Source organism: Methanogenium cariaci JCM 10550, assembly GCF_001315945.1.
Classification (GTDB): domain Archaea; phylum Halobacteriota; class Methanomicrobia; order Methanomicrobiales; family Methanomicrobiaceae; genus Methanogenium; species Methanogenium cariaci.
The window spans coordinates 1-23,098 of record NZ_BBBG01000008.1 but is presented as its reverse complement, the minus strand read 5'-3'; the positions used below and the strand labels follow the sequence as shown (position 1 = coordinate 23,098).

At 45.9% G+C, this 23,098-nt stretch carries 31 protein-coding genes and 1 pseudogene; 6 read left to right on the top strand and 26 right to left on the bottom strand.

Annotated elements, in window-relative coordinates:
• Positions 1 to 212 precede the first annotated feature (212 nt).
• From JCM10550_RS08275 to JCM10550_RS08240, 8 genes are all read right to left on the bottom strand, one after another.
• Entirely contained in the window at positions 213 to 566 is a 354-nt protein-coding gene (locus tag JCM10550_RS08275) for a hypothetical protein (protein WP_218185156.1), read from the bottom strand.
• Positions 567 to 764: 198 nt separating this feature from the next.
• Positions 765 to 1,154 (bottom strand): YIP1 family protein, encoded by a 390-nt coding sequence (locus JCM10550_RS08270; RefSeq protein WP_157200090.1) that lies wholly within the window; start codon positions 1,152 to 1,154, stop codon positions 765 to 767.
• 684 nt (positions 1,155 to 1,838) lie between these two features.
• A complete protein-coding gene (locus JCM10550_RS18640) occupies positions 1,839 to 1,982 on the bottom strand; it encodes a hypothetical protein (protein WP_157200089.1) in 144 nt (47 codons plus the stop codon).
• A gap of 444 nt (positions 1,983 to 2,426) precedes the next feature.
• Positions 2,427 to 3,386, bottom strand: a complete 960-nt coding sequence (locus tag JCM10550_RS08255) for a hypothetical protein (protein ID WP_062398388.1) — start codon at positions 3,384 to 3,386, stop codon at positions 2,427 to 2,429.
• A gap of 490 nt (positions 3,387 to 3,876) precedes the next feature.
• Positions 3,877 to 4,833, bottom strand: a complete 957-nt coding sequence (locus tag JCM10550_RS08250; RefSeq protein WP_062398385.1) for a hypothetical protein — start codon at positions 4,831 to 4,833, stop codon at positions 3,877 to 3,879.
• 2 nt (positions 4,834 to 4,835) lie between these two features.
• Positions 4,836 to 5,039 carry a hypothetical protein gene (locus tag JCM10550_RS18635; protein ID WP_157200088.1) on the bottom strand — a complete coding sequence of 68 codons (204 nt, stop codon included), beginning with the start codon at positions 5,037 to 5,039 and terminating at the stop codon, positions 4,836 to 4,838.
• Positions 5,040 to 5,210: 171 nt separating this feature from the next.
• Entirely contained in the window at positions 5,211 to 5,657 is a 447-nt protein-coding gene (locus JCM10550_RS08245) for a hypothetical protein (protein ID WP_062398383.1), read from the bottom strand.
• Positions 5,658 to 5,953: 296 nt separating this feature from the next.
• Positions 5,954 to 6,538, bottom strand: a complete 585-nt coding sequence (locus JCM10550_RS08240) for a hypothetical protein (protein WP_062398381.1) — start codon at positions 6,536 to 6,538, stop codon at positions 5,954 to 5,956.
• A 305-nt stretch (positions 6,539 to 6,843) separates the two neighbouring features.
• Here JCM10550_RS08240 and JCM10550_RS08235 point away from each other — a divergent pair, with 305 nt between their 5' ends.
• A complete protein-coding gene (locus JCM10550_RS08235) occupies positions 6,844 to 7,308 on the top strand; it encodes a hypothetical protein (RefSeq protein ID WP_062398379.1) in 465 nt (154 codons plus the stop codon).
• A gap of 356 nt (positions 7,309 to 7,664) precedes the next feature.
• Positions 7,665 to 8,123 (top strand): helix-turn-helix domain-containing protein, encoded by a 459-nt coding sequence (locus tag JCM10550_RS08225; protein WP_062398375.1) that lies wholly within the window; start codon positions 7,665 to 7,667, stop codon positions 8,121 to 8,123.
• Between the two features lie 796 nt (positions 8,124 to 8,919).
• Here the strand turns inward: JCM10550_RS08225 and JCM10550_RS18625 are convergent.
• Positions 8,920 to 9,120: a hypothetical protein gene (locus JCM10550_RS18625; protein ID WP_157200086.1), complete on the bottom strand. Its 201-nt coding sequence runs from the start codon at positions 9,118 to 9,120 to the stop codon at positions 8,920 to 8,922.
• Here JCM10550_RS18625 and JCM10550_RS18620 point away from each other — a divergent pair.
• Positions 9,109 to 9,321 carry a hypothetical protein gene (locus JCM10550_RS18620; protein WP_157200085.1) on the top strand — a complete coding sequence of 71 codons (213 nt, stop codon included), beginning with the start codon at positions 9,109 to 9,111 and terminating at the stop codon, positions 9,319 to 9,321. The genes JCM10550_RS18625 and JCM10550_RS18620 overlap by 12 nt on opposite strands.
• A gap of 22 nt (positions 9,322 to 9,343) precedes the next feature.
• Here the strand turns inward: JCM10550_RS18620 and JCM10550_RS18615 are convergent, their stop codons facing one another.
• The 12 genes from JCM10550_RS18615 to JCM10550_RS08180 form a co-directional block, all read right to left on the bottom strand.
• Positions 9,344 to 9,490 carry a hypothetical protein gene (locus JCM10550_RS18615; RefSeq protein ID WP_157200084.1) on the bottom strand — a complete coding sequence of 49 codons (147 nt, stop codon included), beginning with the start codon at positions 9,488 to 9,490 and terminating at the stop codon, positions 9,344 to 9,346.
• Positions 9,475 to 10,848 carry a hypothetical protein gene (locus JCM10550_RS17115; protein WP_157200083.1) on the bottom strand — a complete coding sequence of 458 codons (1,374 nt, stop codon included), beginning with the start codon at positions 10,846 to 10,848 and terminating at the stop codon, positions 9,475 to 9,477. Before JCM10550_RS17115 ends, JCM10550_RS18615 begins: the two co-directional genes overlap by 16 nt.
• 9 nt (positions 10,849 to 10,857) lie before the next feature.
• Positions 10,858 to 11,493, bottom strand: a complete 636-nt coding sequence (locus tag JCM10550_RS17110) for a hypothetical protein (protein ID WP_083475389.1) — start codon at positions 11,491 to 11,493, stop codon at positions 10,858 to 10,860.
• On the bottom strand, positions 11,490 to 12,314 hold the full coding sequence (locus JCM10550_RS17105; RefSeq protein WP_157200082.1) for a hypothetical protein: 825 nt from the start codon (positions 12,312 to 12,314) through the stop codon (positions 11,490 to 11,492). Before JCM10550_RS17105 ends, JCM10550_RS17110 begins: the two co-directional genes overlap by 4 nt.
• Before the next feature lie 220 nt (positions 12,315 to 12,534).
• Positions 12,535 to 13,689 carry a 5-methylcytosine-specific restriction endonuclease system specificity protein McrC gene (mcrC, locus tag JCM10550_RS08210; protein WP_062398370.1) on the bottom strand — a complete coding sequence of 385 codons (1,155 nt, stop codon included), beginning with the start codon at positions 13,687 to 13,689 and terminating at the stop codon, positions 12,535 to 12,537.
• Complete coding sequence (locus JCM10550_RS17100) at positions 13,686 to 14,354, bottom strand: AAA family ATPase (RefSeq protein ID WP_245618946.1); 669 nt, start codon at positions 14,352 to 14,354, stop codon at positions 13,686 to 13,688. The genes mcrC and JCM10550_RS17100 overlap by 4 nt, the downstream gene beginning before the upstream one ends.
• Before the next feature lie 32 nt (positions 14,355 to 14,386).
• Entirely contained in the window at positions 14,387 to 14,650 is a 264-nt protein-coding gene (locus tag JCM10550_RS20545) for a hypothetical protein (RefSeq protein WP_062398367.1), read from the bottom strand.
• The gene (locus JCM10550_RS18610; RefSeq protein WP_062398365.1) at positions 14,598 to 15,116 is read right to left on the bottom strand and encodes a hypothetical protein; all 519 of its coding nucleotides are present in this window, start codon (positions 15,114 to 15,116) and stop codon (positions 14,598 to 14,600) included. Before JCM10550_RS18610 ends, JCM10550_RS20545 begins: the two co-directional genes overlap by 53 nt.
• A gap of 366 nt (positions 15,117 to 15,482) precedes the next feature.
• Positions 15,483 to 15,980, bottom strand: a complete 498-nt coding sequence (locus JCM10550_RS08190; RefSeq protein WP_281175331.1) for a DUF488 family protein — start codon at positions 15,978 to 15,980, stop codon at positions 15,483 to 15,485.
• Entirely contained in the window at positions 15,928 to 16,560 is a 633-nt protein-coding gene (locus JCM10550_RS08185) for a DUF488 family protein (protein ID WP_083475387.1), read from the bottom strand. Before JCM10550_RS08185 ends, JCM10550_RS08190 begins: the two co-directional genes overlap by 53 nt.
• A complete protein-coding gene (locus JCM10550_RS18605; protein WP_157200081.1) occupies positions 16,485 to 16,679 on the bottom strand; it encodes a hypothetical protein in 195 nt (64 codons plus the stop codon). The genes JCM10550_RS08185 and JCM10550_RS18605 overlap by 76 nt, the downstream gene beginning before the upstream one ends.
• 143 nt (positions 16,680 to 16,822) lie before the next feature.
• On the bottom strand, positions 16,823 to 17,473 hold the full coding sequence (locus tag JCM10550_RS08180; protein WP_062398361.1) for a hypothetical protein: 651 nt from the start codon (positions 17,471 to 17,473) through the stop codon (positions 16,823 to 16,825).
• Positions 17,474 to 17,887: 414 nt separating this feature from the next.
• Between JCM10550_RS08180 and JCM10550_RS18600 the strand changes: the two genes are divergently transcribed.
• Positions 17,888 to 18,037, top strand: a complete 150-nt coding sequence (locus JCM10550_RS18600; RefSeq protein WP_157200080.1) for a hypothetical protein — start codon at positions 17,888 to 17,890, stop codon at positions 18,035 to 18,037.
• A 288-nt stretch (positions 18,038 to 18,325) separates the two neighbouring features.
• On the opposite strand, the gene rhuM (JCM10550_RS24760) is transcribed toward JCM10550_RS18600, so the two are convergent.
• The 5 genes and pseudogenes from rhuM (JCM10550_RS24760) to JCM10550_RS08160 all read right to left on the bottom strand — a co-directional run bounded on the left by rhuM (JCM10550_RS24760) (position 18,326) and on the right by JCM10550_RS08160 (position 21,159).
• Positions 18,326 to 18,646 (bottom strand): RhuM family protein, encoded by a 321-nt coding sequence (gene rhuM, locus JCM10550_RS24760; RefSeq protein ID WP_281175330.1) that lies wholly within the window; start codon positions 18,644 to 18,646, stop codon positions 18,326 to 18,328.
• Positions 18,637 to 19,247: pseudogene (gene rhuM, locus JCM10550_RS08175) on the bottom strand (RhuM family protein). Before rhuM (JCM10550_RS08175) ends, rhuM (JCM10550_RS24760) begins: the two are co-directional and overlap by 10 nt.
• Before the next feature lie 241 nt (positions 19,248 to 19,488).
• On the bottom strand, positions 19,489 to 19,986 hold the full coding sequence (locus tag JCM10550_RS17095; protein WP_172673815.1) for a DUF3368 domain-containing protein: 498 nt from the start codon (positions 19,984 to 19,986) through the stop codon (positions 19,489 to 19,491).
• Complete coding sequence (locus tag JCM10550_RS08165) at positions 19,967 to 20,230, bottom strand: UPF0175 family protein (protein WP_062398358.1); 264 nt, start codon at positions 20,228 to 20,230, stop codon at positions 19,967 to 19,969. Before JCM10550_RS08165 ends, JCM10550_RS17095 begins: the two co-directional genes overlap by 20 nt.
• Positions 20,231 to 20,376: 146 nt before the next feature.
• Positions 20,377 to 21,159: a helix-turn-helix domain-containing protein gene (locus tag JCM10550_RS08160; protein ID WP_062398356.1), complete on the bottom strand. Its 783-nt coding sequence runs from the start codon at positions 21,157 to 21,159 to the stop codon at positions 20,377 to 20,379.
• Positions 21,160 to 21,447: 288 nt separating this feature from the next.
• Between JCM10550_RS08160 and JCM10550_RS08155 the strand changes: the two genes are divergently transcribed.
• Together JCM10550_RS08155 and JCM10550_RS08150 are read left to right on the top strand one after the other, a co-directional pair.
• On the top strand, positions 21,448 to 21,600 hold the full coding sequence (locus JCM10550_RS08155) for a hypothetical protein (RefSeq protein ID WP_157200079.1): 153 nt from the start codon (positions 21,448 to 21,450) through the stop codon (positions 21,598 to 21,600).
• A 192-nt stretch (positions 21,601 to 21,792) separates the two neighbouring features.
• Positions 21,793 to 22,785, top strand: a complete 993-nt coding sequence (locus JCM10550_RS08150; protein WP_157200078.1) for a C40 family peptidase — start codon at positions 21,793 to 21,795, stop codon at positions 22,783 to 22,785.
• The last annotated feature ends 313 nt before the right edge of the window (positions 22,786 to 23,098 follow it).

Sequence of the window (23,098 nt, the reverse complement as noted above, 5' to 3'; positions counted from 1 at the left end):
GGTGAGATGATCGTCATACCTTCGGTTGACAACTACAATCCTGATCTTTCAGGAGCATAAAATCAGATCATCCCGGAAGAGTCGACCGTCCATTCGGGATCAGTATAGCTCTTTCCGTCAAAAATTGGACGGCTTTGCTTCGCGAATGGTTCCTGAATTGTGTGATAAAATGTCTGAAAAATTGGATATCTGATCAGGACTGTTTCAAACGGTTATTTTTTCATTGAGAGAACAATCCCACCTGTTTTTCGGGCAATGACATTGTACATCCCTACAAGAAGGAAACCCCCAATACTGCTGATGACAATGACGGCAACAAGCCACCCGATAATGGCAGGAATGGTGAAGAACTGAAATAAGCCTGCATATGCTTCCGGAAGAAATATCATATTCCCTCTGATGATGAAATAGTAGACTAACAGACCGCAGACAGAGATCATAACGGCAATACCGGATATGATTCCGGTGAACATTTTTACCAGGGAAAACATATCAATACGCGTGATTTCAACAGCATCGGTGTTGGTTACTGATTCTTTTTTTCCATGACGGTTTCCTTCATTCACATAAATTTTAACTGAGGATCGACTGGCATAGTCTGATCCAGGCTCTCTTGGGGGGGCAGATCGTTTCCGGTTAAATACCGCAACTGCATATTCCGGGTCAGACTCAATTGGGCTACCATACGATTCCGGCGCATTTTTATTTCCGAACGGCGGTTGCAGTGCCGGCCACCCCCCCATGCCTACCGGGGGGGATAATGATTACCATGGCAATCCGGGAATGAATATCCATCTGCGGAATAGTATCAGGAGAACGAGACTTGTTGCAAGAGAGACAAATGCGGCCCGGTCTTTTGATTTTTCATGAAATACCCGTATACCATAATAGGTTATCAGACCGAAGCAGATCAACATAAGCAGACTTGCGAGAGGAACATTCACAACAACACCCGCCCAGAAGAAAGGGATGGCGGGGGGGAACAACGCATAGACCACCGATTTCATGGTTTTCTCAAATTCCACGTCTTCATCGACAAAAAGCAGGAAAAAATGCTCAATGAGACTGATGCCCAAAAGGAAGATCACTCCGCCTATCAAACCCTGTAACAGCCCGACAACGGTGCCCAGCAGAATAAACCCGGCGAGATGCATCCGGCAATACCGGATTCATTTCCCCCCCCGCATAGAACCCCCCCTGAAGAAAGGCTGCCAGGGTAAAACATACGGATACAATGGCCACGATTGCAAAAAAGAACCGAAGATCCTCTTGCAGTGATCGGGTATTGCGCTGCTGGAAAAAACTCCGGGGACTGGTGAAAGCAGTTTTTAGTTGTGCACCAATTCCCATACGTCTCCCATTCCTGTTTTCGATTTCATTTTTTTCCGTTCTCCTTTTTTTCGCAGAAAGACCCGCCCCCCCGGATTCAGGCAGAATCAGATTCCCTGAAGATCCATTTCGTTTCATCCTACATATCTCTTCAGACCAAATCGTCGAAATGGCCTGACCCGTTTGGATGATTCTGCCGGAAGAGCATGAGGTCAGATATTAATAATCACATCGTCAGTCAAATGCTCTCATTTCTCCAGAAAGAGAATACAATAGATGCCATGTTAATACCCGGTTTTTCCGGCCGACCTGCGTTACGTTCTCCCCCGACTACTCACGGTTCCGAAACGATTTAATCGGCGTATAAGGTTCCTATCCTGTAGTAACTCCCGTTATATTCGAAATATTTTCGCTCACCGGTAGTATTGTCAAAGACATATCTGTCAATGGTCCACTGCGTTATCTTTTCGGGGGGGTATTCCACCTCACCCACCTGGCGGAGATCTCCTTTACTGTATGGGGGATCCCGGTTCGTAGTGTTCACTTCCCCCCCATAGTACTTCTTCAAGCACGGGGGGGTAGTCCTTAAAGTTCTGATCATCAAGATGGACAATCGTGCCATCCATGGCCTTCTGTTCAGTAACCTCATACACAAGAAGCCAATCCGGGGGGGGACGGTCAGATACATGAAATAAGGAAAAGCAGCGATACCAATCAAAGGCAAAATTACCAGTACAACGAGTAACAGAATGAATTTTTTGTGTTGTTGCACTATCTGAGAAATTGATTGTATCATCCTTTGTTCTCCATAAAAATGGTATCAGTGGTGTAAAACATAACCTGCAACCCATACCTTTGCTTCAGGAATGGCTCTTGCATTGTCATGAGTTGAATCGCCATGATAATCCTGAGATGAAATTCCGGTGAAGACGGGTCATAGGTGAAAAAGATATATTTTGTAGAGTTAACCCAACTGCCGGAGATTGCATTATCCCCCTCACTTCTATTCAGGTCAGAATATCACTGATTTTCACCAATATGAGATGTGAAATAAGGATTTGCCATTTTTTTCAACATTTACTCATAGCTTTCATGCCTCACAAGAATTGCATATCCCCGGAATGTGTTTCGATCACTGATTTGGGATAATCATAAAAATCTCCGCCTTGGTATTGTTTGTCAAAGACAACATCTCCCGCAGAATCTTTCTGTACCAGCCTTATCTGATTCTTATTTGCCGGTTCAGAATAGCAGGTGCCGCTTTTACAGAAATATATCCCCCCCGGCAGATTATAGTCAACCGGACTTGTTGAAAGAATCTGCCCGTTTTTATCAACGACATATAAACTGCCGGATAAATCCGGTCCTCCGATAATTTCATAATTCCCGTCAGAATTCTCATTTAAGGAAAAGACTGCATTGATGTCCAAAATGATTCTTCTTTTAACAGCGCCCGTATTGTCCAGTTCGACCAGTAACGTACGGGAGGTATCTTCGTAATGATACGGGGAAGCGATAACATAATTGCCTTCATCATTCATAATCAAAAATGATCTGCTTTTTGCAGTGCTGTTCTGCTGAAATATCGTATGCCATAATAATGTGCCATTGTTTGCAACGGCATAAGCTTCAACCCTGTCAGCAGCGACATAACCTTCCGGCGATTGTAATGAAGCCCACCATCCGGGTTCGGTCACGTTTACAGAAATTTCATGTAGGATTTCCCCCCCTTTCTCATCCAGAATCAGACTTTTCCCCCCCAAATAACACACCGCAAAAAGATTACCATCAGGATCATTTGATAAAGATGTTATCCACCCATCGTCTCCCGTACCATAATATCTTTTTTGGATGACGTCCCCCCCTGCTGAATCCACCCATACAATTATCGGAACTGTTGAAACGCTACGATTTTCATTGATTCCCCCCCCTCCGATAACATAATTTCCCGAATTGTCCTCAAACAAGGATGTTCCGGTTTCTAGATTTTCACAATCGATGCATGAAACCCAATTTTGATCTCCTGAAGCATCGATACTGTAGAGCCAGACCTGCATGTCATATTGAGACGGTTGTCCACTACATCCTGCACTCAGAATGATAATGAATAAAAAAGGAATAGGATTTTTTTCATCATTACCTCAATGATTTATGAATGATCAACATGTTGATTCCCTGCATTTATTTCTAAAATATCATCGGATATTTTTGATTCGATAGATACGATCAAAGTATGAGTTTCTTTCTGGTCTAAAGTTTGATTTTCAGCACTCACAACCGGAACGAAAATCGCCCCCGACAAGCACTATAACCATCAGCAGGTTCAAGGCCCGCATGCTTTTTTTCGGTTTCATTTTTCCACACTTTTTACCACAGGCAGACAAAAAATGGCAATACCGGATATGATTCCGGCGAACATTTTTACCCGCAATAACGTATCGATTCGAGTGATTTCAACAACATCGGTGTTGGTTACCGGTTCCTTTTTTTCCATGAATGTTACCTTTACCAGATTACTGAACGATTCCGCACGTATGAACAAAGCGCTCAGAAATCAAGGTACCTTCCGAAGAGAGCAAATCCACCGTCTGCGGTCTGAATAATCGATGTGACGGGTCGATCATCGCCGATATCAAATGATGCATCCCAAACAACCTCCCCCCCGACATTGTCAAGCCTGACAACCCGAAGAGGAGAGCCGGGATTGTCTGATGAACGGAGATCGTTATATTGTGGGTGAGAATACCCTGCATATGCATATCCGCCGTCCTCGGTTGCAACAATGATCCGGGAGACCGGCACCGGTTTTTCGCCTATCTGTTCGCCTTGCGCAGATAGAGAAACTTCCGTTGTCTCTGTGATCCACTTGTCTTCCTGGTTATCCCCCCCGGAAACATGTTGTGTGGTGCCATAGATCATATCATATGTGCCATCGGGGGATAGTCGGACGATAGAGAGGTGTGCGGGTAATTCGGTCGAAAACGTCCTGTTCCATACGCTGTCTCCTTCAGCATTGAGTTGGGTGACCCACACACCGGCATCGCAGGTTCCTCCGGTGACAAAGCCTCCCGTAGGTGCTGCGATTATTGTTCTGGCGCTCTTGTCCGGAGCAAATGCTGTCTCCCATACTATTGTTCCCTCCTCATCAAGTCTGACGGACTGATTGTTCCCCCCCGCTGTAGCATACCCGCCGTCCGGTGCCCTGACCACATGCCACCCCCCCTTGTCCGCTTCCCACAGCAACGGATCGCTTTCTTTGCCGAGCGGCGTGCTCCAGAGGACGGTTCCGCTTTCATCTATACGTTTCAGACATTCCTCCCGTGTGGTGACGGCATATCCTCCGCCGGGAGCCTCGACAAGTGAACGGCCGGAGTCCGGGGATGTATTGATGGTCAAATCCACTCCGGCATCTCCCTTCGCGTCAAGCATAAAAATGCGGAGGATTGAGCCATTCCTTGTGCCTGTACCTGCGATTGAGTACCCGCCATCCTGAGTCTGGATCATCTCTATCCCGACGCGTCCGGGTCTCCGTCAATGATGGTGCTCCACTGCTCGTCCCCGTCTGCATCGATCTTGAGCACCCAGATGTCAAAGGTTGGCTGTTTATGTCCTTTTTCGGAGCATCCGGCGGTGAATAGCAGGGTTAGCAAGAAAAGAAAGATGATGAGCACGGCGACTGTATTCCTTATTTTTTGGCGGTTGTCAAACATCGTGTTCCTCATTTGAATAATCACTTCACTTCTTCACAAATACCTATTCAGACCAAATCGTCTAAATGGATTGATACGTTTCGATGATTTTGCCGGAAGAGCATGAGGTCATACCGTGATAACCGCAGAATCATCGCAGGAAAAGATGAATGATTCTGTGCTAAATCGTTTTCACGATTCTTCCCGGATAAACTCAGACCGTATTCTTTTGGCGAACGGTTCATACTGAGGGTTGATTTCAACAGCCCTGTCAAGGCATTCTTCACCCTCGTCATATCTTTGCAGAATAATTAACGAAAATGCCTTTTCATAATATGGAAATGCATATTCTGAATCAAGCTCAATTGCGATATTGTAATACTCCAGTGCTTCCTCATGCCCATGTGTAGCAGCAATACACATTCCCTTTACTGTCCATTCGAGGGGATTTTCAGGATTCGTCTTGAATTTATCCGGATCTTCCAGATATTCTGACTGCCATTTCTGATGGGTGACGTTATCGTCCGTTATTATACGGTCACCTACCAGCGCAGGCATGTAGTCCATACATCCGGCCGACAGGATAATCACTGCCATAATAATTCCAATGATGACGAAATGCTTGTGTATTTTGCTCATTTTCTCACTTTTCGCTGGATAGTTTACCTATTTTTCTGGAAAATTGATCTACCTATATCAATACTGGATCATTTTATCTCCATCAATATATGTTTTCTGCTGGAAATCCACCTCCCATTCATATCATCACAACAGAGACCTCTGGTCTCAGTAAATACTCATCATTCGGGAATGCACCAACAACACTGGTTCGTTTTTGAGTTCCTTATTTATTCTCTCAACCTTGTTTGTCGTTCTGATTGTATCCAATGAGTATGTATCTTTAAAAAAAGGAAGGATTTCTAAATATCTCTCATTTAGGATAGAGTCATTATTGGAGAGGTTGAAGACCCAAAATAACTTTGTGGGGGGGCATATCCTGGTGGGAATACACCATAATAACATCCCACAGCCTGATAATCTCCATTATCTGGATTCCCCTCTATGTCACTAGCTTCAAGATAAGTGCAAAGTGTTGCTGTTTCTTCGGCGGATCCTATATCATTCCAACCATAATTTGAGTTAAGACGATAGTTCAGATATACTGTTGTTCGCATCTGTGGCATGATTAGAGTTGCCGTTTGTTTTGCTTCATAAAACGCTCCAGTTAAGCCAAGAAAAGAATCATATTTACAATCTGCGTAGCCATTTACATAGGCAGGTATTTCAAATCCCGTTTTTGAATTAGATTCTTTCTTTGTAGCTTTGATATTAAATTCTGAGGATCCTTCTGGGTCGTTCAGATCCGGAATATTTACATCCATATTATCAAATTCTTTTTTCTGATCCTCAGATAAATTTTGGTAAAATTCAGGATCAATAATTTTTAGCATTTCTGATGCTTTTACGCAACTATTTGAATTACTAATAATAAAGTCTCCAGCTTGTAAATCTTCATCCAATTGAACTGAATTAGAGATTTCGACATTATCAGCACTAACCGCCGAAACGAAAATTGCTCCGATAAGGGCAATTACCAGTAGCAGCTCAAGGCCCGCACGTCTTTTCTTAATTTCATTTTTTTACCTCTTTACTTTTTACCGCAGGCAGACCAGTCCCCCCCCATTTTCAGGAAGAATCAGATCCACCAGAGATCCATTTCACTCCTTCATACATACCTCTTCAGACCAAATCGTCTAAATAGAAAACCTATTTAGATGATGTGGTCAGAACAGGGATATACCAGAAAATATATAATCGCATAGTGATGACACGAAACAGTTCATTTTTAGTGACAGTCCTTCTCCTTGCGGCACTGTTCATTGCGCCTGCGGCGGCGGGCGATGTGATGGAAAAGATTGAGACGGGTGAGATTATCGTCATACCTTCGGTTGACAACTACAATCCCGATCTTTCAGGTTCAAGAGTAATAAATCAGATCACCCAGGGAGAGACGTTCGTTCATTCAAGATACGTTTGGCCCTTTACATCACAAATTGACGTCACATTGACCTGGGATGAACACGTAGGGGGGGATCTTGAATTATCTGTTTATAAACCGGATGGCGCCTTTGTCGGACACTACACCGACCTGTATGATAGCTCGGTAAAGGACGGCGTGATTAACGTTGACATAAAAACATCCTCAGGCTTTCTTCCCATGGGTGACTGGGAACTCGAGGTATATGGGAGAGAGGTTTTTGGATCATCTGTCAGTTACTCATTGTTGTAATACCGGCAAACTCATTACCTCATTTTTTATATAATCTATCATGGATCTGAAAGGGACAATGATTACAATCATAGCTATTGTAATCATTGCCTATGCCCATCAGGCTTCAGTAAACTCGAATATTATTGTCACACCAAGTGCAGACCCCCCCCGGATCTTACCAGAGAGGATGTGGTATATGTTCTCGAATGGTGGGAAATTCCGCTGAAGCATTACATCATCTCATTTATTGCTCAAAATATCCCGTTTCTGATACCGTTCGCAAATCTCCTCGCAATACTATCAGGTGCTTTTCTTGGCATCAGGCAGATTGAGAAGAAAACTATTCTGGAGAATGAACGGAGAACAAAAAATTTATGAGGAAATACAGAAAAACTCCCGGCATAATAGCAACCGAAATGGAGACGGTAACCGGAATTAACCGCAGTTCCCTGCGGCATCATCTGGAAATCCTGGAACGGGAAGGCTTAATCGTTTCCCAAAAAATCACAAAGCAACGCCATTACTTTGAAAATCACCACAAATACAGCCAGGAGTACCAGCTCGCCATGTCCGTTCTGGACGGGGGGGAGACCACCCGTGATATTTTCGGCTACATAACCGCACATCCCGGCTGCACGCAAAAAGATCTCTCGGAACATGCAAAGGTATCCGGCCCTACAATCTCATGGCATATCGATAAACTGCGTTCCGGCAATCTGGTAACAATAGAAAAAGAGAAGAATTACCATCATTATTATCCGGAGGAGACGACGGAATTTTTTGTACCTGCGAACTCCGTCGGACAGGGGGGCGAACCTCTTCCCATTCTGTGATGCAGTGTCTGAAAAGAGATACAACGATTCATTGTACACAATCCTCGAACACTTCACAACAGCATTTCATTTTCACTCCCCCCCACCTGTCTCATCCATCCCCCCCGTGGCCTGATGAGGATCCGCTGCTCTCCCCCCCTATTGCATGATGAGAAGAGTGCCCCCCCGAACCCTCTTGGTGAGTCGTTCAAAACGACCGCGAAGATCTTCTGTTCTCTTCCTCTCATACCCCCCCCGGATCATGTAGCTAAAACCGCCTGCACGGGCAGGGGATACACGGGAGGTTGTGCTCCGGGGGGGGATTGACTCCTGCAGAAAAGTGATTGATAAACCATTCCGAGAAGAGAAAAAGCCGGTCACCCTTTTACGAATTCACAGTTCGCACACCTTCTACATTTTGGAAGCGCGTCGGTGCTGTGATTGAGGCGGACATCCTCGCCGCACTTCCGACAGACGTACCTGCCCCCCCGTCCGGTTTTTGACCGCATTTATAAGGCATAATACTACAACTCCGACAACAAGGAAAAAGGTATTTAAATAAATAAAGGGCAGATTCTGCAATAAAATCCCTCATATTTTGTTCTGATATTTATTACGCACCCAATTTTCCTGTACATATTAAATACCATATCTGAAGACACGCAGGCTGAGCATCTCATTGACGAATCTGGCGATCACGGTTCAACAAGAAATCCTTCAGCTATGTTATTCAGATGATCATACCCTGTATTCACTATCTCACCCACTCCCTCTCCCCTCCAATTCTCCTCCCGCAACAGTCTCGTATAACACCCCCTCACAGATCCCTGTCCTTTTTTCCTCCGACCACCAGGCAATCCTGCCCCCGCCGCAGACGGAACAGTTCCCCCATATCCTTCGCCGTCCGGGAAAATTCCTTTGGCAGAAGCAGACCCGGCAGGGGGGGAATGATGCCGGACGAATGTTCATCGTCGCAGACACCGGCTGCAGCATCCTGATGTGCAGCATGTACACCCATGTACACCTTGTTGCAGCAGGGGGGGCTGCAACCATTCGGATGGATATCCTCGCATTGTCCGGCCTCTTCTCCCGGTATTCCGCCGGAAGCAATGTTATGTGCAGCATCTGTCAGGAAGCACCCGCCCGAACCCGCACCTGCACGGGAGATGTCTGGAAGCTGGGGGGGGTCTCATTCTGCTGCAACTCCCTCTTCTCTTGAAGAAGCGTCTCCTTATTCTCTCTTAGATCAGTGTTATTCGAGTGGAATGTCCCGGTTTCATCGTTGCAGCGGGTGCTGCACATACGTTGTACATGTGCTGCAACGGTGCACACATCGTCCCCCGCCATCGGTGGGGGGGGTCGTTCCCCCCCATCACCTCCGCTGCCATCCCCCGCCGGGTGGTGCCGGGTCAAGCCAGACGACCACCGACCCGCTCCATCGCCGGTAGACTTCCCGGTCAAAAGTGAAGACGTGTTCGCGTTTTCTGACCGGGCCGTTCGTGTTGTCCACCGTGACGGTCACATCCACGTATGAGAGCGCCGGACACTTCTCCAGGAGACCGGAATACGTCCGTCCCCCCCGATTGGTGTAGCCGTGCAGCACCCGGCGGACATGATAATAGGAGACGCCGAGCGGTTGCTGGAGTCGGCGAATGGTGAACTCACCCAGGTCAAGAGAATCAATCGTCTGTAGCGCTGCCGCCTCGTTTTTCGTGAGCTTCGTCTCCTGTCCGCCCGCCTCGGTGTGGAGCTCCCGGTAGAGCCGGGCCGCTGCGGTAAAGTCTGCTTCGGTTGCACGGATACCCTCACTACCTTCTGCCGTCGTGAACCCTTCCCGCTGGAACCGGAAGAGCAGGGCATGGGCCTTGATGAGGTCGAAGAGCATGTTCGGGTTGCGCCGGTTCTGCGATGAGGAGAACTGCACGCGTTCGGCGAAAGGGATCTGGACGGTGACAAGCCCTTCCTTTACCCGGTGCCATATCGCCTGACAGACGAGCACGTCGTCGTTCCATCCTTCTCCCTCGCCTTCCACTGCTTCCCGCTTCCGGAGGTGATCGAGTACCCGTTTGTCCTGTTCCTTTGAGTCGTCAATCCATACCGTGAGCATCCGGTTCATCACCTGATCGTCGCCGACACTCTCCACCTTCGCCAGCCACCAGACACAGCGTTCCGGTATGGAACAGACCTTCAGCTGCCGATCCGAGGTGAGGGTCTGGTGTTCAATGCGTTCCCTGAATGCGGCGGTCGCGGACTTCAGGATCTCCTGAAGGTCATCGGAGAGTGCCACGTCGTCGAAGAGAAAGACGGTGCCCGCCCGGATGCCGGTGTTATAATAGAGGGCCTTGTCGCTCACGGTGCCTGCGAGCCGGTATTCATCAGGAACCTGCCGGAGCATCGTCGCACAGGCATGGCTCTTGCCCTTGCCGGAGTTCCCGGAGACCGAGACGTGGATGCCCTGAGTGTTTGCGACCGACTGCGACGCAATCGACATGACGAGACATTCAGCGATGGTTCGGTCTCCCACATGATCCCTGCTGAAGGTGTCGAGCAGGAACGCGAGCGGGTCGCCGTTCTCAAGGAGGGCAGATGCCCGGTCGTGGTGCTCTGCCTCTGGTGTCGGTTTTTCCTCTGCCGGGCCGGGGGGGTGCAGCCGGACGGGCTGCATGCAATGATTTTTCCGGGTTTGTTTTGGTGCGATTCGTTCGGGCCGGTATCGCCGTTCCCGTGGGTCTCTTCGTTTCCTCATACATGGCCTTCAGTTCCTGCCAGCGCTGGCTGCCGCCGCCGCAGGAGTCGTGATGGCATCCGGCAAAGAGGGCGCCGTTTCCAAACTGGATGGCAAAGGCTCCGTCTTTGTGGGCGGTGGAGAAGGGGGGGCATTCGACAAGCGAGAAGAGGGTGCCCCCCCCGTGCCAGGGCCTCTCGGTTCTGACACTGATGCCGTGGTGGTCAAGCCACCACCGGAGGTCAAACGATCCCCGGCGTTTGCCCTGCTCTGGCTTGGGGGGGCGGAGCGGGGGGGAATCGTGTCGGCAAGATCCTGGAGGAGGTCATCCGTTACGACCTGCGGTGCATCCGGGGGGGCAGAGCATATTTGGGCCGTGCGATGGGGGGGCCGCTCCGGGGGGGTGTTGTCTCCCTTGCGGGCCGTCGTGCCGTATAACTTCCAGATGCGTCCGGCGTTGAAGTTCGCGGTGTCGCAGTGGACGGTGTCATCCGAGAAGAGGGCGTCGAGGACGGTGAGACATGCCTTCACGAGCCGGGTGGCCTCGCCGTCGTTGGGAAGATCGATTGCGTAGAGGAGGTGGGCACCGTTGCCGGAGTCGGCGAGGACGGGTTCGGGGGAAGCCTCTCTCAGTGAGCCATGCTGCGACGTCTTCGGCCCGTTCAAGGGCGGCGGCGTGTTCCGCGTCGGTCGCCGAGACACCGCTCGGCCGGACGGGGGTCAAAGTCAATTGGGAGCCAGCGGCGGCGGATGATATCGGCGTCAGCGGTGGTCGCGTCACTCCGGGAGAGGCGTTGTTTGACACGGTTGGCCCGCCGGGAGAGCAGCGCCGGGTTCACCTCGTTCAGGGTGACATACACTCCGTGAACATCGGTGAAACGGTTAATCGCCGCCGCCCGCTCTGCCATCATATCAAAATCGGTGAAGTAGCCGCTGTGGACGCCGCCGTCGCCGAGGGCCCGGAGTTCGACGACTGCCCCCCCGTCGGAAAAGAGGAGGGAGAGGGTGTTTCGGATCTCTTTGGGATCTGCGGTCATGCAAGGCCCTCCGTGCAGTCGGGCATCGCGGGGAAGATCGGGGCAGAGACGTGAATTTCTGAGGAGATCGTCTGCGGGATGGGGGGGGAGAACGGGACGGAGTCTGCTTTGATAGGGGGGGCAGGGGGGGGTGGGCATGCGTCCTGCGGCCCGTTCCGGTTCCGCTGATTTTTTCTGTCCTGCCACCGATTGTTCCGTGGCAGTTCCTTTCAAACCTATGTGGGAGCATGGTTTTTTTGCGGGGGGGCTGCCGTTTTCTATTCCGGTTTTGGTTCCGGATTCGGTTCCGGTTTTTGTTTTTTTGATTTCATTCATGAAATTGATCTCCTGTGCACGAAACACATAGTGTCCACTATCGTATGGGAGGATAGCAGCGGGGGGGCATAAAGAAGAAGTCTGTGATGGTGTGGCTGTGATGGCATGACACCCATGCACACTTCTGCCAGTCATTTCCCCGGTGGCGACTGACGTATGAAACTATTACTTTTGGTAATATTAATCTGTCTTATCAATGGATGGTTTTTGGAAAAAAGATGGGGGGGTCGGATCCCATGCATCACCCTGATTCGGGATCGGTTCCCGGTTTTTGTTTTGGCGTTTTGGTCAGTCTTTTATTGGGTTTGTGTCTGCGGGTGCGGGTTGTATGGGTGTGCTTCCCTTTTCGGCATCGTCAGGAGTGTGTTTCTTTCTGCCACAATTCATTCCGGGGGGGGTTGTTCTTTGTGATTCGTTCTTTTGCAATTCGATTTTCCCGGACGAGCGTATCATTCGATTTGAAATCTCGTGCAATCAGTTCTAATTTTTCAGTAACCCTATCCCATTCATCCGACAAATCAAGAGTCTTAACATGAATCCTGTTTCCGCTTATCAAAACAGACATATCATCCGGTGCATTCTGCTCTGTTTTTGCGTACAAAAGCATCCCTTCAACATTTCCGGTCCCCCCCTGAGTATCCATATTCTTGACATACGTAAAAATTTGATAGAGATTTGCTGATTTATACTTGCCTTTCGATGAATACTGTGAACAGGATAGGATTTCTTTATAGTATTTAGCATCAATAATCAGGATTCTATCTTCATACTGAAGAGTAATATCCGTATACATATTCGGCAGAAAATCAATTATTGGGTTTCCTGCCTCTCCCTCATCAAGATTCCATTTTATTACAGGTCTTGAAACCCCGAATTCCCGATGATGTTTCTTGAAGTATTCCAGAATGAATCGTTCATACAGGGCATGCATCTGTTGACCATCAATATATTCCGAGAGTTTTTTCTTTCCTGTAGAATCGGATAAAATCATTCCAGAGTGCACGAGATAACACAGATTCATCAGCATTCTGTAGGTTGCGTTATTCCTGTGATACTGAAAAGACTGCCAGTTAATTGTATGCGGATCAACTAATTCCACTTCTGAAAAATATTTTATCAGTGATTTTAGCCGTATCTTTTTGTCAGGTTTTACCTCATCCGAATGGATGAGAAGATACATTGTTGATTTGATAACCTGATTCATTGGAGAATTTGAAGTATATTCATCAAATGTACAGACAAGTTTATTGCTTTTTTGTGTTAATCCAAAAAATGAATTATTTATACTGATTTTACCTCTTACTGTTCCAATAGATTCAGTGTATTCTTCATATTCGCGGTTAAGTCCACGTTTAATCTGATTTGAAACTCCAAGAGCAATTATCTCAGCAAAAAGATTGTGGATATTTTCAAAGTCCTCACTGTCCACCTCGCGAAAAGCTCCCTCACGTAATATATTGTATGCATACGAGAGCATGTAGTAGATATTTTTAGGCTTTGCTATCGTCATTTATTTGAAAGAACACTTTGTAATCTCTGACAGCAGACATCAAAATTTGTTTTGTTGTCGAACCAGTATTCTTTTACGAGGGGGGGAATTAGATCATATTCGATAACAGACCCGATCCATTCTTCATCAATTTTACCATCCGGACAAAGGAAACTGTGTCCGATCGCACATCCATCACCAAGTGATGAATCGTTCTGAATCATTTCATTGATGAATTTGACCTCAGAGATCAGTTTGTTGTAATCTTCATTATCATGCAATATTTTTAGACGTTCAAACCCTTCAGAATCAAAGGCAGGTTCAAATTCAAAGAATGAAAAACGACGCCTGAGAGCATAATCAATCATAGCCAGACTTCTGTCAGCCGTGTTCATCATTCCAATGAGATAGAGGTTTTTCGGAACGCTGAAGGGAATATCTGAATAGAGTATTTTGATTTCATCTCCACGTTTGTCTGCTTCTATGAGCATCAAAAGCTCACCAAAAATTTTACTGAGGTTTCCACGATTGATTTCATCAATAATGAAGAAGTAACGGTTCTCAGGATCTGCTTCGGCTTTTTTGCAAAACTTGTAGAATGGTCCATCAATTATTTTGAAGCCGTTGTCAGTTGGTCTGTAACCCTGAATGAAATCTTCGTAACTGTAATTCTGATGAAACTGAATCGTTTTGAGGAATTGTTCGTCTTTTCTGCCAATTATGGAATAAGCCAGACGTTTTGCAGAAATGTTTTTCCAACTCCAGGAGGACCTGAAAGAATGATATTCTTCTTTCTGAGAAGGAGGTTTCGAAGAGCAAGATATTTTTCTTCCGAAATGAACACATCCCTGAGGAAATCATTTTCATTGTATGACGGATAAGATGCATCCTGTTGCTCTTCTCCCTCTTCCTCAGGTGGATTAGGCTCTTCACGAATTCCATATTTCTCCCCCCCTGTGTGAATGGTGCAGGAATTGCTCATAATCCTGCGGTTTATCAGCAAACGTGAAGTCAAGCAAAGCCTGATATCTCCAGTCATCAGGTTGACTCTCTACCTTCCAAACTGTCAGCATGCTTCTAAATAAAAACCATTTCTTTGGATTGTCCAATTTTTCCCATTCAACATTCAGTTTTTTGCCATTACCATAATTTTTTGTAACTGTTCCGATTGCCTTTACTGCCATTACAGATACTTTTTTATTTCCAGCATCAAACGGTAGATTTTTTTGCTGATTATAGGATGATTTTATTGCTATTTTGTCGCCGATCTGGATTGAGTTAACCAGATCAATATATTTGTCATCATATCCATTCTCCCAAATCCCCCCCTCTTCTAAAAAGTATTCTGTTATATCAGTATCTTGATATGCTCCAACATACCAGCACAATTTTACTTTTGAATTATCTGGAGCAGGTTCTACAGATGAATAAAGTTCAGAAGTTGTCATGATGATTTATCCTGTTGGTGTTTTTTCAAGTAATAGGATATAAATATCGGCAATTAAAATTTCAAGGCACCGACTGCCGATGATTCTGTGAAAAATGACCATCCTGTAACAGATATTTTTTATAGTGGATTCATTTTATAGTGCCCAATAAAGCATTGAATAAATATGTCCTGACACTGACTGTTTCTTGGCAGTTCCCGACATTTTACTGTTGGTGTAGGGTTTTGTGGTGGGGGGGCTTTCCTTCTTCTATTTCTACTTGTTCCGTGTGGTTTCCTTTCGTAGGGGGGGGTGAAAGGGAAAAGAGGAGGGAGGGTATTTCTTCCGGCTGAGGAGTTGCATCCATTCAGTCAAAAAAGAGCAGTATTACAGATGGATGATCTCCAAATCCGGGATGGAATTTTTGAGATACTCAGCAAGCAACCTGCGATGGCACTGTTCTGCTGTTGGTTCACTACAAAGCAGGCATCCACGGTCAAGCTGTTCAAAGATATCCATTTCCTGAATATTGCGCCTCATAAGCATTGTCAGGTACTCTTCTTCATACTGTCGCCATGAAATTTCTTTTTTCTGCCATTTTTTGAGCAGCTCTTTTTCGGGTGCTACCCTTACCCAGTGAACATACTTGATATTGCCAATTTTTTCAAGAAAGTATGGGAGATCAGATGATTTTGTGAACCCGGCCAACTGGGAATTGTTATTCAGGCGGACATCGCAAACGGTTTTCACCTGATTATTCATGAGTAATTCAAAAAATTGTCTGGCATTTTTTTGGTAAATCCAATAGTATAGAGCTTCATCATTTACTCCTTCAGAATAATGTTTCCTGATGATTATCTTTTTTCGGCTTTTCCTCCGTCCCACTCGATGAATCACTATTCAGAGATTTTACATCAGAATTCGCGGGTGTTTGTCCGGCGTCATCAATAGTATTTGGCACTGTTTTGTACCCGATTTTTTTATTCAGCCGGGTATACATAAGCTCAATGGAATCTGTTTCGCTCCCCCCCATTAACGTCTTTTGACCCTTTAACCCATTTTGGATGAGCAGTTCATTCTCCAGTTCGGCATGTGTCTTTTTGATTAATTCCGGATACAGGTGAATGACTTCAATTCCCAACTTTTGGAGATTTTTTCCAATAAGCACAAACCGGTGGCAGGTGAGCGGGTCTTTTTCAGAACATATGAGTGAAACAGTTCTGCCGTCATGTATGAGTTTAATTACTCGTTCAAGACCTGAGGCGAATCTCCGGGTAGTACTTACCTTTTCATAATCCACAATACCATCCGGAAACAGAAGGTCAGGGGGGGAGGAATATCGTCCACCCAGCATATCGCCCATGTAATGGTATTCAATTTCTTCCCGGTTCAATGCCTGAGAAATGTCCTCGCGGTTGAATTGTGGCTGATACCTGCTGTAAGGCGAACTGCGTACATCAACGATAGTATCAACCCTGCCTTCTTCAAAAAATAGACAAAGGCCTCAACAGGGAGATCAGAATGCCCCCCCATCGTGAAACAGTTACTTGTTTTATCTGTGCTCATTATCGGTTCCTTTACCATTCGATATCATCGTATTCAGGAGGCTCTTCTCTACGGTGCGGATGGGGGGTCAGATCGGTTCTTATGACAATCCGGAATAAACCCGACTACTAATTTGTAATAGGCATTCCTCTTTTCAAATAACCCCCCCGCCAGACCAATTGTTACATAACAATCCTGAACAATTTCATCGTGAAAGCAGTCACAATCCCCCCCACATTGGTTTTCAGGAGGGGGTACGTTTCGTCAGTGACAACGAGGTCGTATTTGTAGCCTTCATAAACAAAGGAAAGCCTGGTTTGCAGTTTTCCTGATGTGGTCTTTTTTTCTTCAATTTTTGTTTGGTTTTTTGATTGTGTCAGATGGATTAAGGCAAGAGATTCTTTGACAGGATTTGCCCGAATCATATCTTCGAAAATATATCCGGTTTCAATATCTTCAGTTTTTTTATCTTTTTTTTCCAAATACCATATCAAATCACAGGAATTTGCTTTCGTTAAATCCTTTAAGGATGAATACGGCATTTTACAAATTTTTTCCCATTTTTTCCCGTTGATTAACTCATTTTCCGGTTGATGCAGCAATGGGCATTTCTCCTCAAATCCAATTTTCACCACATCACCCAGTTGTGGCCCGAAATGAATCCCATAATAAAAATAAAGGTCATCTTCCATGAAAACACTTGGATCATCCCGTTTAATCAGAGGATTGTTGATCGGGCGAATCCATTCATTCGTGTTTATATCAATTCCGGCAATACACCGCCCACCATATTTTCTGGAATTAGCAAGAATTAAAATCTCCCGTGAATACAATTAATCCCACCGCCATTTTACAAGAATAACACAATTGTTTGGCGAAATTTGTTGAGCCATCTGATTCTCTCCATTAGTTGCAATTTCAATGATTTTATGGATAATACTAAAATTGTCTATCCTCTTGTCCACCCACCTTTGCTGGACAAATTGAATGGGTACATTCAAATTCAGACAGTAGCCGTTCTGAATCGGGGGGGCACATGAATGTCTTTTCTGATTTCATTACATATGCCCATGATTTACAGGATTTGAAAGACATAAAGAATTTGATTCCATTTATCGAATTAATATGAGGATTTTGCCTCTACTTCAAATAGCGTGGACGTCCCGATTAACCTTTGTATCAATATCCGCCGAGTGATCTCTAAATCACGGCGGATACCCATCTTGCCTCCCGGATACGGGAGTCATTTGATCAGAAGGAAAAAGGGGGGGGACAATGAGGATGACAGCGTGCTCATCTTCACCATTGGTGAACAAGTGCTGGATAACAAGATTGTTCTTGGGAAGAAATTTGATGAGGAAAAATATCAGAAAAGACCTGCCCTTACTATTGGGTAGGGAGATTCACAAACCGAGAATGGTTATTGCAAAGAACTGGGGAATGGGATAATGATGGGAAACAGGGATATTTCCCTTTTGCAGATATACATCTGATGTGACGTCCGTCTCCTGAAATTAATCCAGTATGATTCATTCGGGGACACCCACATCCTTTCCGACAGACAGATACATCTCACGGGTGAAGTGGTTCGTCTTTGAAGAGAGAGTTTTATTCCATGCCTTCGGGCGTATCGTTCTCCGGGTTTCTGCTGTTCGTTCTACCGATCCTTCTGTCAGTCCGCTCTATCAGTCCGCCCCCCCACATGTATAAGCGTGCCCCCCCGCCTCCCGAATCATCCGGTCAAAGTCACTTTCATACCGTTTGTCCTGGACAATACGGTACTTCTCAAATTCATTTTCCGCACATTCCTTCGCCTCCTCTGCTGAAACACTGCCACTGTTTTCTAAGAGATCCCGGTCGTCAAACAGAAGGAACTGATCAAGACGCTTTGCCCAGTCCTCCACCGTCATCGGGATGTTTCGTTTTGCCCGTTCTTCTGCCAAATCAAGCCATGCGTTTACGATTCGCCCCCCCAGTGAATCGAGCTCATCGGAGGTCAGGAACAATTTTTGGCAACCGCAACATCAGTCCTGAGAATTTTCCCGTCAGGACTTTTCTCCCAGGTGGTGAGGCCCATGTGCTCTTTTTCACTGTTGGCACGTTCCCGGATGAGTTCGGCTGCAGTGTGCCCGTGGATGGCAAAGTGGAGTTTGTTCTGGACTTTTGCAAAGAAGTCACGGTGGGTGCCTGCGGATTATAGTCAAGGCTGGTGGCATAGATGTCGGTGATCTTCTGATAGAACCGCCGTTCGCTGAGTCGTATCTCCCGTATTTCAGCAAGGAGGCGTTCAAAGTAGTCCTCACCGAGGAATGTCCCGTTCTCCATCCTCTTATTGTCGAGAACATAGCCTTTGATGGCAAATTCCCGCAAGACCTGCGTTGCCCACTGGCGGAATTGTGTGGCCCGTTTTGAATTTACCCGGTATCCAACTGAGATGATCGCATCGAGATTGTAGTGTTCTATGGTGCGGGTGACACTACGCTTCCCTTCAGGTTGAACTATCCGGAAATTCCGGATAGTTGCGTCCCGTGAAAGTTCCTGCGTTTCGAAGATGTTTTTGAGATGTTCACTAATTGTCCGCACATCGACACCAAAGAGTGCGGCCATCATTTTCTGGCTTGCCCAGATGGTCTCATCCTCATACCTGACCTCAATAGACTCTTCACCACCCTCGGCGGTAAATATCAAAAATTCAGCGGTGCTGTTTCGAATCAACTTTTTTTCATCTCTGTCCATGGCTGATTTCCGTTTACAGACTTTATTCAGATATCACGACAGAAACAGATTTGTCGCACCCCTGATATTGACATATTCAGACTGATAATAAACAGAAAACCGCCCCCATATTCTACTCATTCTTTTCCCATTCAAGAATACGTCGATACAGAATATCATGAATCCAAAAACCGCCCTGATTGCGCAGCAGATCCATCTCCTCCTGCACTGAAGCAACATGTCCTTCTTTCTTTCCCTGCATTAAGAGACCGATAATTCCTGTGACCGAAATATTGTAGAGTCCTGCGATACGTCGTGCTTCTGCTTCATCAAGGAGGAGTATATCTGGTTTGGTTTCAATGGCAAGAACAATACTCTCCGCTTCGCCTGCATGTAGATCCTGTTCGAGCAGTCGCACTAAATCAGTGTTTACCGGTACCCTGACAGAGATCCATCCGGAATTGCGGGCCTCTCTGATTTCAGCTGCTCCCGGACGTGCACCACCTTCTTCAACAACTTCACGCCATACGGCCGGAGGTATACATATCGATGAAAAACGGCGGAGTATATGTAAACGACCAATCGCCGAGAGGTGGATAAGAGGCGAAGAATTACTGACCGCTGGTGGCATATGCAATATCCTGATCCAGTTCATCGTCTGCATAATGGCGAGGAACCTTCCGTGCTCCAAGCAACGCCTCCCATTCCCACCGGGTCACTCCTGCAAGATCACATGCTTTCCCGGAAGAGAGAATTCCCCCCCGCTGGTAGAGTGCCAGAGCAAGTTCCTGTTGAAGTTCAGCCTGGATAGTATCAGGAGGGAGACGGAGTGCCTGGACGATATCGAAAGGCACCTTAATTGAAATGTCAGACATTTTACGTCACCTGATGAATAGGGGTTAGGGGAAGAGATCATATAATACCCGCGCTGCATCTATTTTGCCACGCATGGCAGTGCGAATCACTCACCCGTAATATGCATCCGCCCCCCCTCAGACACGTCCCGGTACAGCGTCGCCACCTAATCAATGTCTTTAGAAAGATCAATAGGTACAGCCTTATCCCATTTTGTGTTATACTTCTGGAGATACCTCTGAAATAAAATTCTCTCTTTGTTGTAATTAGGAAAAAATTCGTATTCGCCACATAAACCACGTACATTTTCTATAGGGCTATCAAACTCCGTTTCCTCTCCCGTATGGGGGGGATCTATTCCCGGTACCTTTTTGGAAGGGTAGTGATTAAGGCTGCAATATCCACTTGATCTCTCATGATCGGTGATTATTAGTGCCATTGTAGGTTTGGAAGAAAAATAGCGTAATGAAAAATTTTCTTTTTGCTTTGGTGATCTAACGAAGTTGAAAATATCTTTACAGATTGCATATGATGCGAGGCTCTCGGCTCTTAATCTTCCTGAAGTATTTCCATCCACATTTTCTTCGACGTATGCTCTTTTTTTGAACATTTCAGAATCCGGATCAAGCAATAAGAACCTTACCTTAACTCCCTCATTGAGTTTGCTTATGAGCATCTCCCTATTTTGATGTAGTATCCCTAAACTATTGATCCCTAAAATCGATATCGTACTTGAGGCACCCCTTAGAATATTCCTTTCGGAAATAAACCTTCGATGCGTTTCTTCACCTCTGACATAATCGTTATACGACTCTTTGGGTATTCGAATGGAGTTGCCTTCTCTATATGCACCGAGTATTCTCCCATCACGTATTTTCCTTAGTATTGTTTTTTCAGAAAGAGACTCAATTTCAGCCACCTCTTGTACAGAATAATAGTCTTTTGTCATCACTTTCAAATCTACCTTGGAAAAATATAAATATTACTAGACAGTCGCGGAACTGGCGTATTCGATATGTGCATTAAAACCTAACATACACTGTTGTTCGGGCACATCCCAACCATGGTTGGGAATTGAAAGCTGATTATATCAAAGCATGCCTGTCAATACATCCGGGGGGGAAAGAGTGTTACAAACCGGATCACAAGTAAATCCCATTGATAAGGTTGCACAAAAGCCTTCCTCATGCCACAGAAGATTGGAGGCGACCTCTGTGCTATAACAAAAAGGTGTAACATGGACGAAGATGATGACGAGGAGGTATGCTATATCCAGAGTTTAGGATACGAGGTAGAGATTCGCAGAAGAAATAAAACGGTGTCTAAAGGTCATGGAAAAACAAAAATAGACGCCCTTGTTAATGCCATAGAAAATTTAAAGGAAAAATAAGGATCACACAGCACCAAAACTAAAGATTGGTCTGATAGACTATTTACTTATTTTTATATTATATGTTGCGTGACAACACATATATACTATCAGACATGAGAGGAACTCTCCTATTCCTCATCATTATATAACACCTATCCTATTTTGTGGAGAGCCCAGAGGGTGATTCACAAAAAAGAGGTGTAAAAGATTTTGCTGAAAAACAGCGGAAAAGAGTCTATGTTCCGTCCGATCATGGCAGTGCTCATAATAACAGCATTGATTCCCATGGTCTCAACGGCAACTGATCTCAACGAAAGTGGTAATGGATCCGTGATCTTGTGTGATGCCTTGGAAGAGACCTTGAGTCTTAGCAAGGAAAATATTTCAACAGCGGCTCCGTCGCCTACTATGACGATGCCTTTGGTTACCAAGGTGGAATCAGGTTTAAGCGAAGCGGAAGCGGCATCAGATACTATTTCACTGCACCAAAATGCAGTAAACCAGGCGAAAAAACTAGTCGGCACCAGTTATTTATGGGGAGGGAAAGGTTTTGACTATCAGACTATGAAATATGCCGATGCTGAAACGGTTGCATCAGCATATACCTATTACGACCCTGTTACGGGTACGAATAAGGTCGGAAAAGGTGTAGATTGCTCCGGTCTTGTGATGTGGTCCTATAATAAGGCATATGGCGCGACAAAGTTCAAAGATTCATCAAACCCGGTATACTATGAAGGCGCTGCTGGCCAATGGGGGGGTGATTCAACCAGGTTTCAACAAAAATCTACATCCGTTCCAAACCTTCTAAATTTAGCTGTTGGGGACCTGCTGTTTATTGGTACGACAGTCGCACATACCCCCCCCGACCATGTAGGAATGTACATCGGCAATGGAAATGTCATTCATTCCAAAGGATATGCTACAGTTGAAATTAAAACTCTAAATGATTGGCTGAATCTACCCGTTGACAGTTCCAGAAAATACCGTGAATGCTTTACAGGATACGGCTCGGTCATAACGGACGTATCATCTGGCAGTGTAACATTTTCTATCGGAGATACGGTAGAAGTCCAGAACACTCTCACTGTTGGATTGGTGATTCGGTCGTCCCCCCTGCTGGAACGAAGACCGGAAAGGTGTATGATGGAGCTAAAGGTACAATCCTTGATGGGCCAAGAAGTGCTTCTTCAGGAGGACTGACGTTCACGTGGTGGAAAATTCAGTGGGACGATGGACAGATAGGTTGGTCAGCCGAAGGTTATCCAGAAGGCAAATATTACTTAAAAAAGGTAAACCCAGTAACCGGCAGCATCTCAATCAAGACGAATCCCGCAGGTGCCTCGGTGTATCTCGATTCGTCCTATAAGGGGGGACCACTCCGCTAACCCTCAGTTCGGTAAGTCCGGGTACCCACACGGTAAAACTTACGTTGAACGGATACCGGAACTCCGAGGAATCGGTGCAGGTCGTTGCAGGACAGACTGTGTATATTAATTGTGCAATGCAATCGATA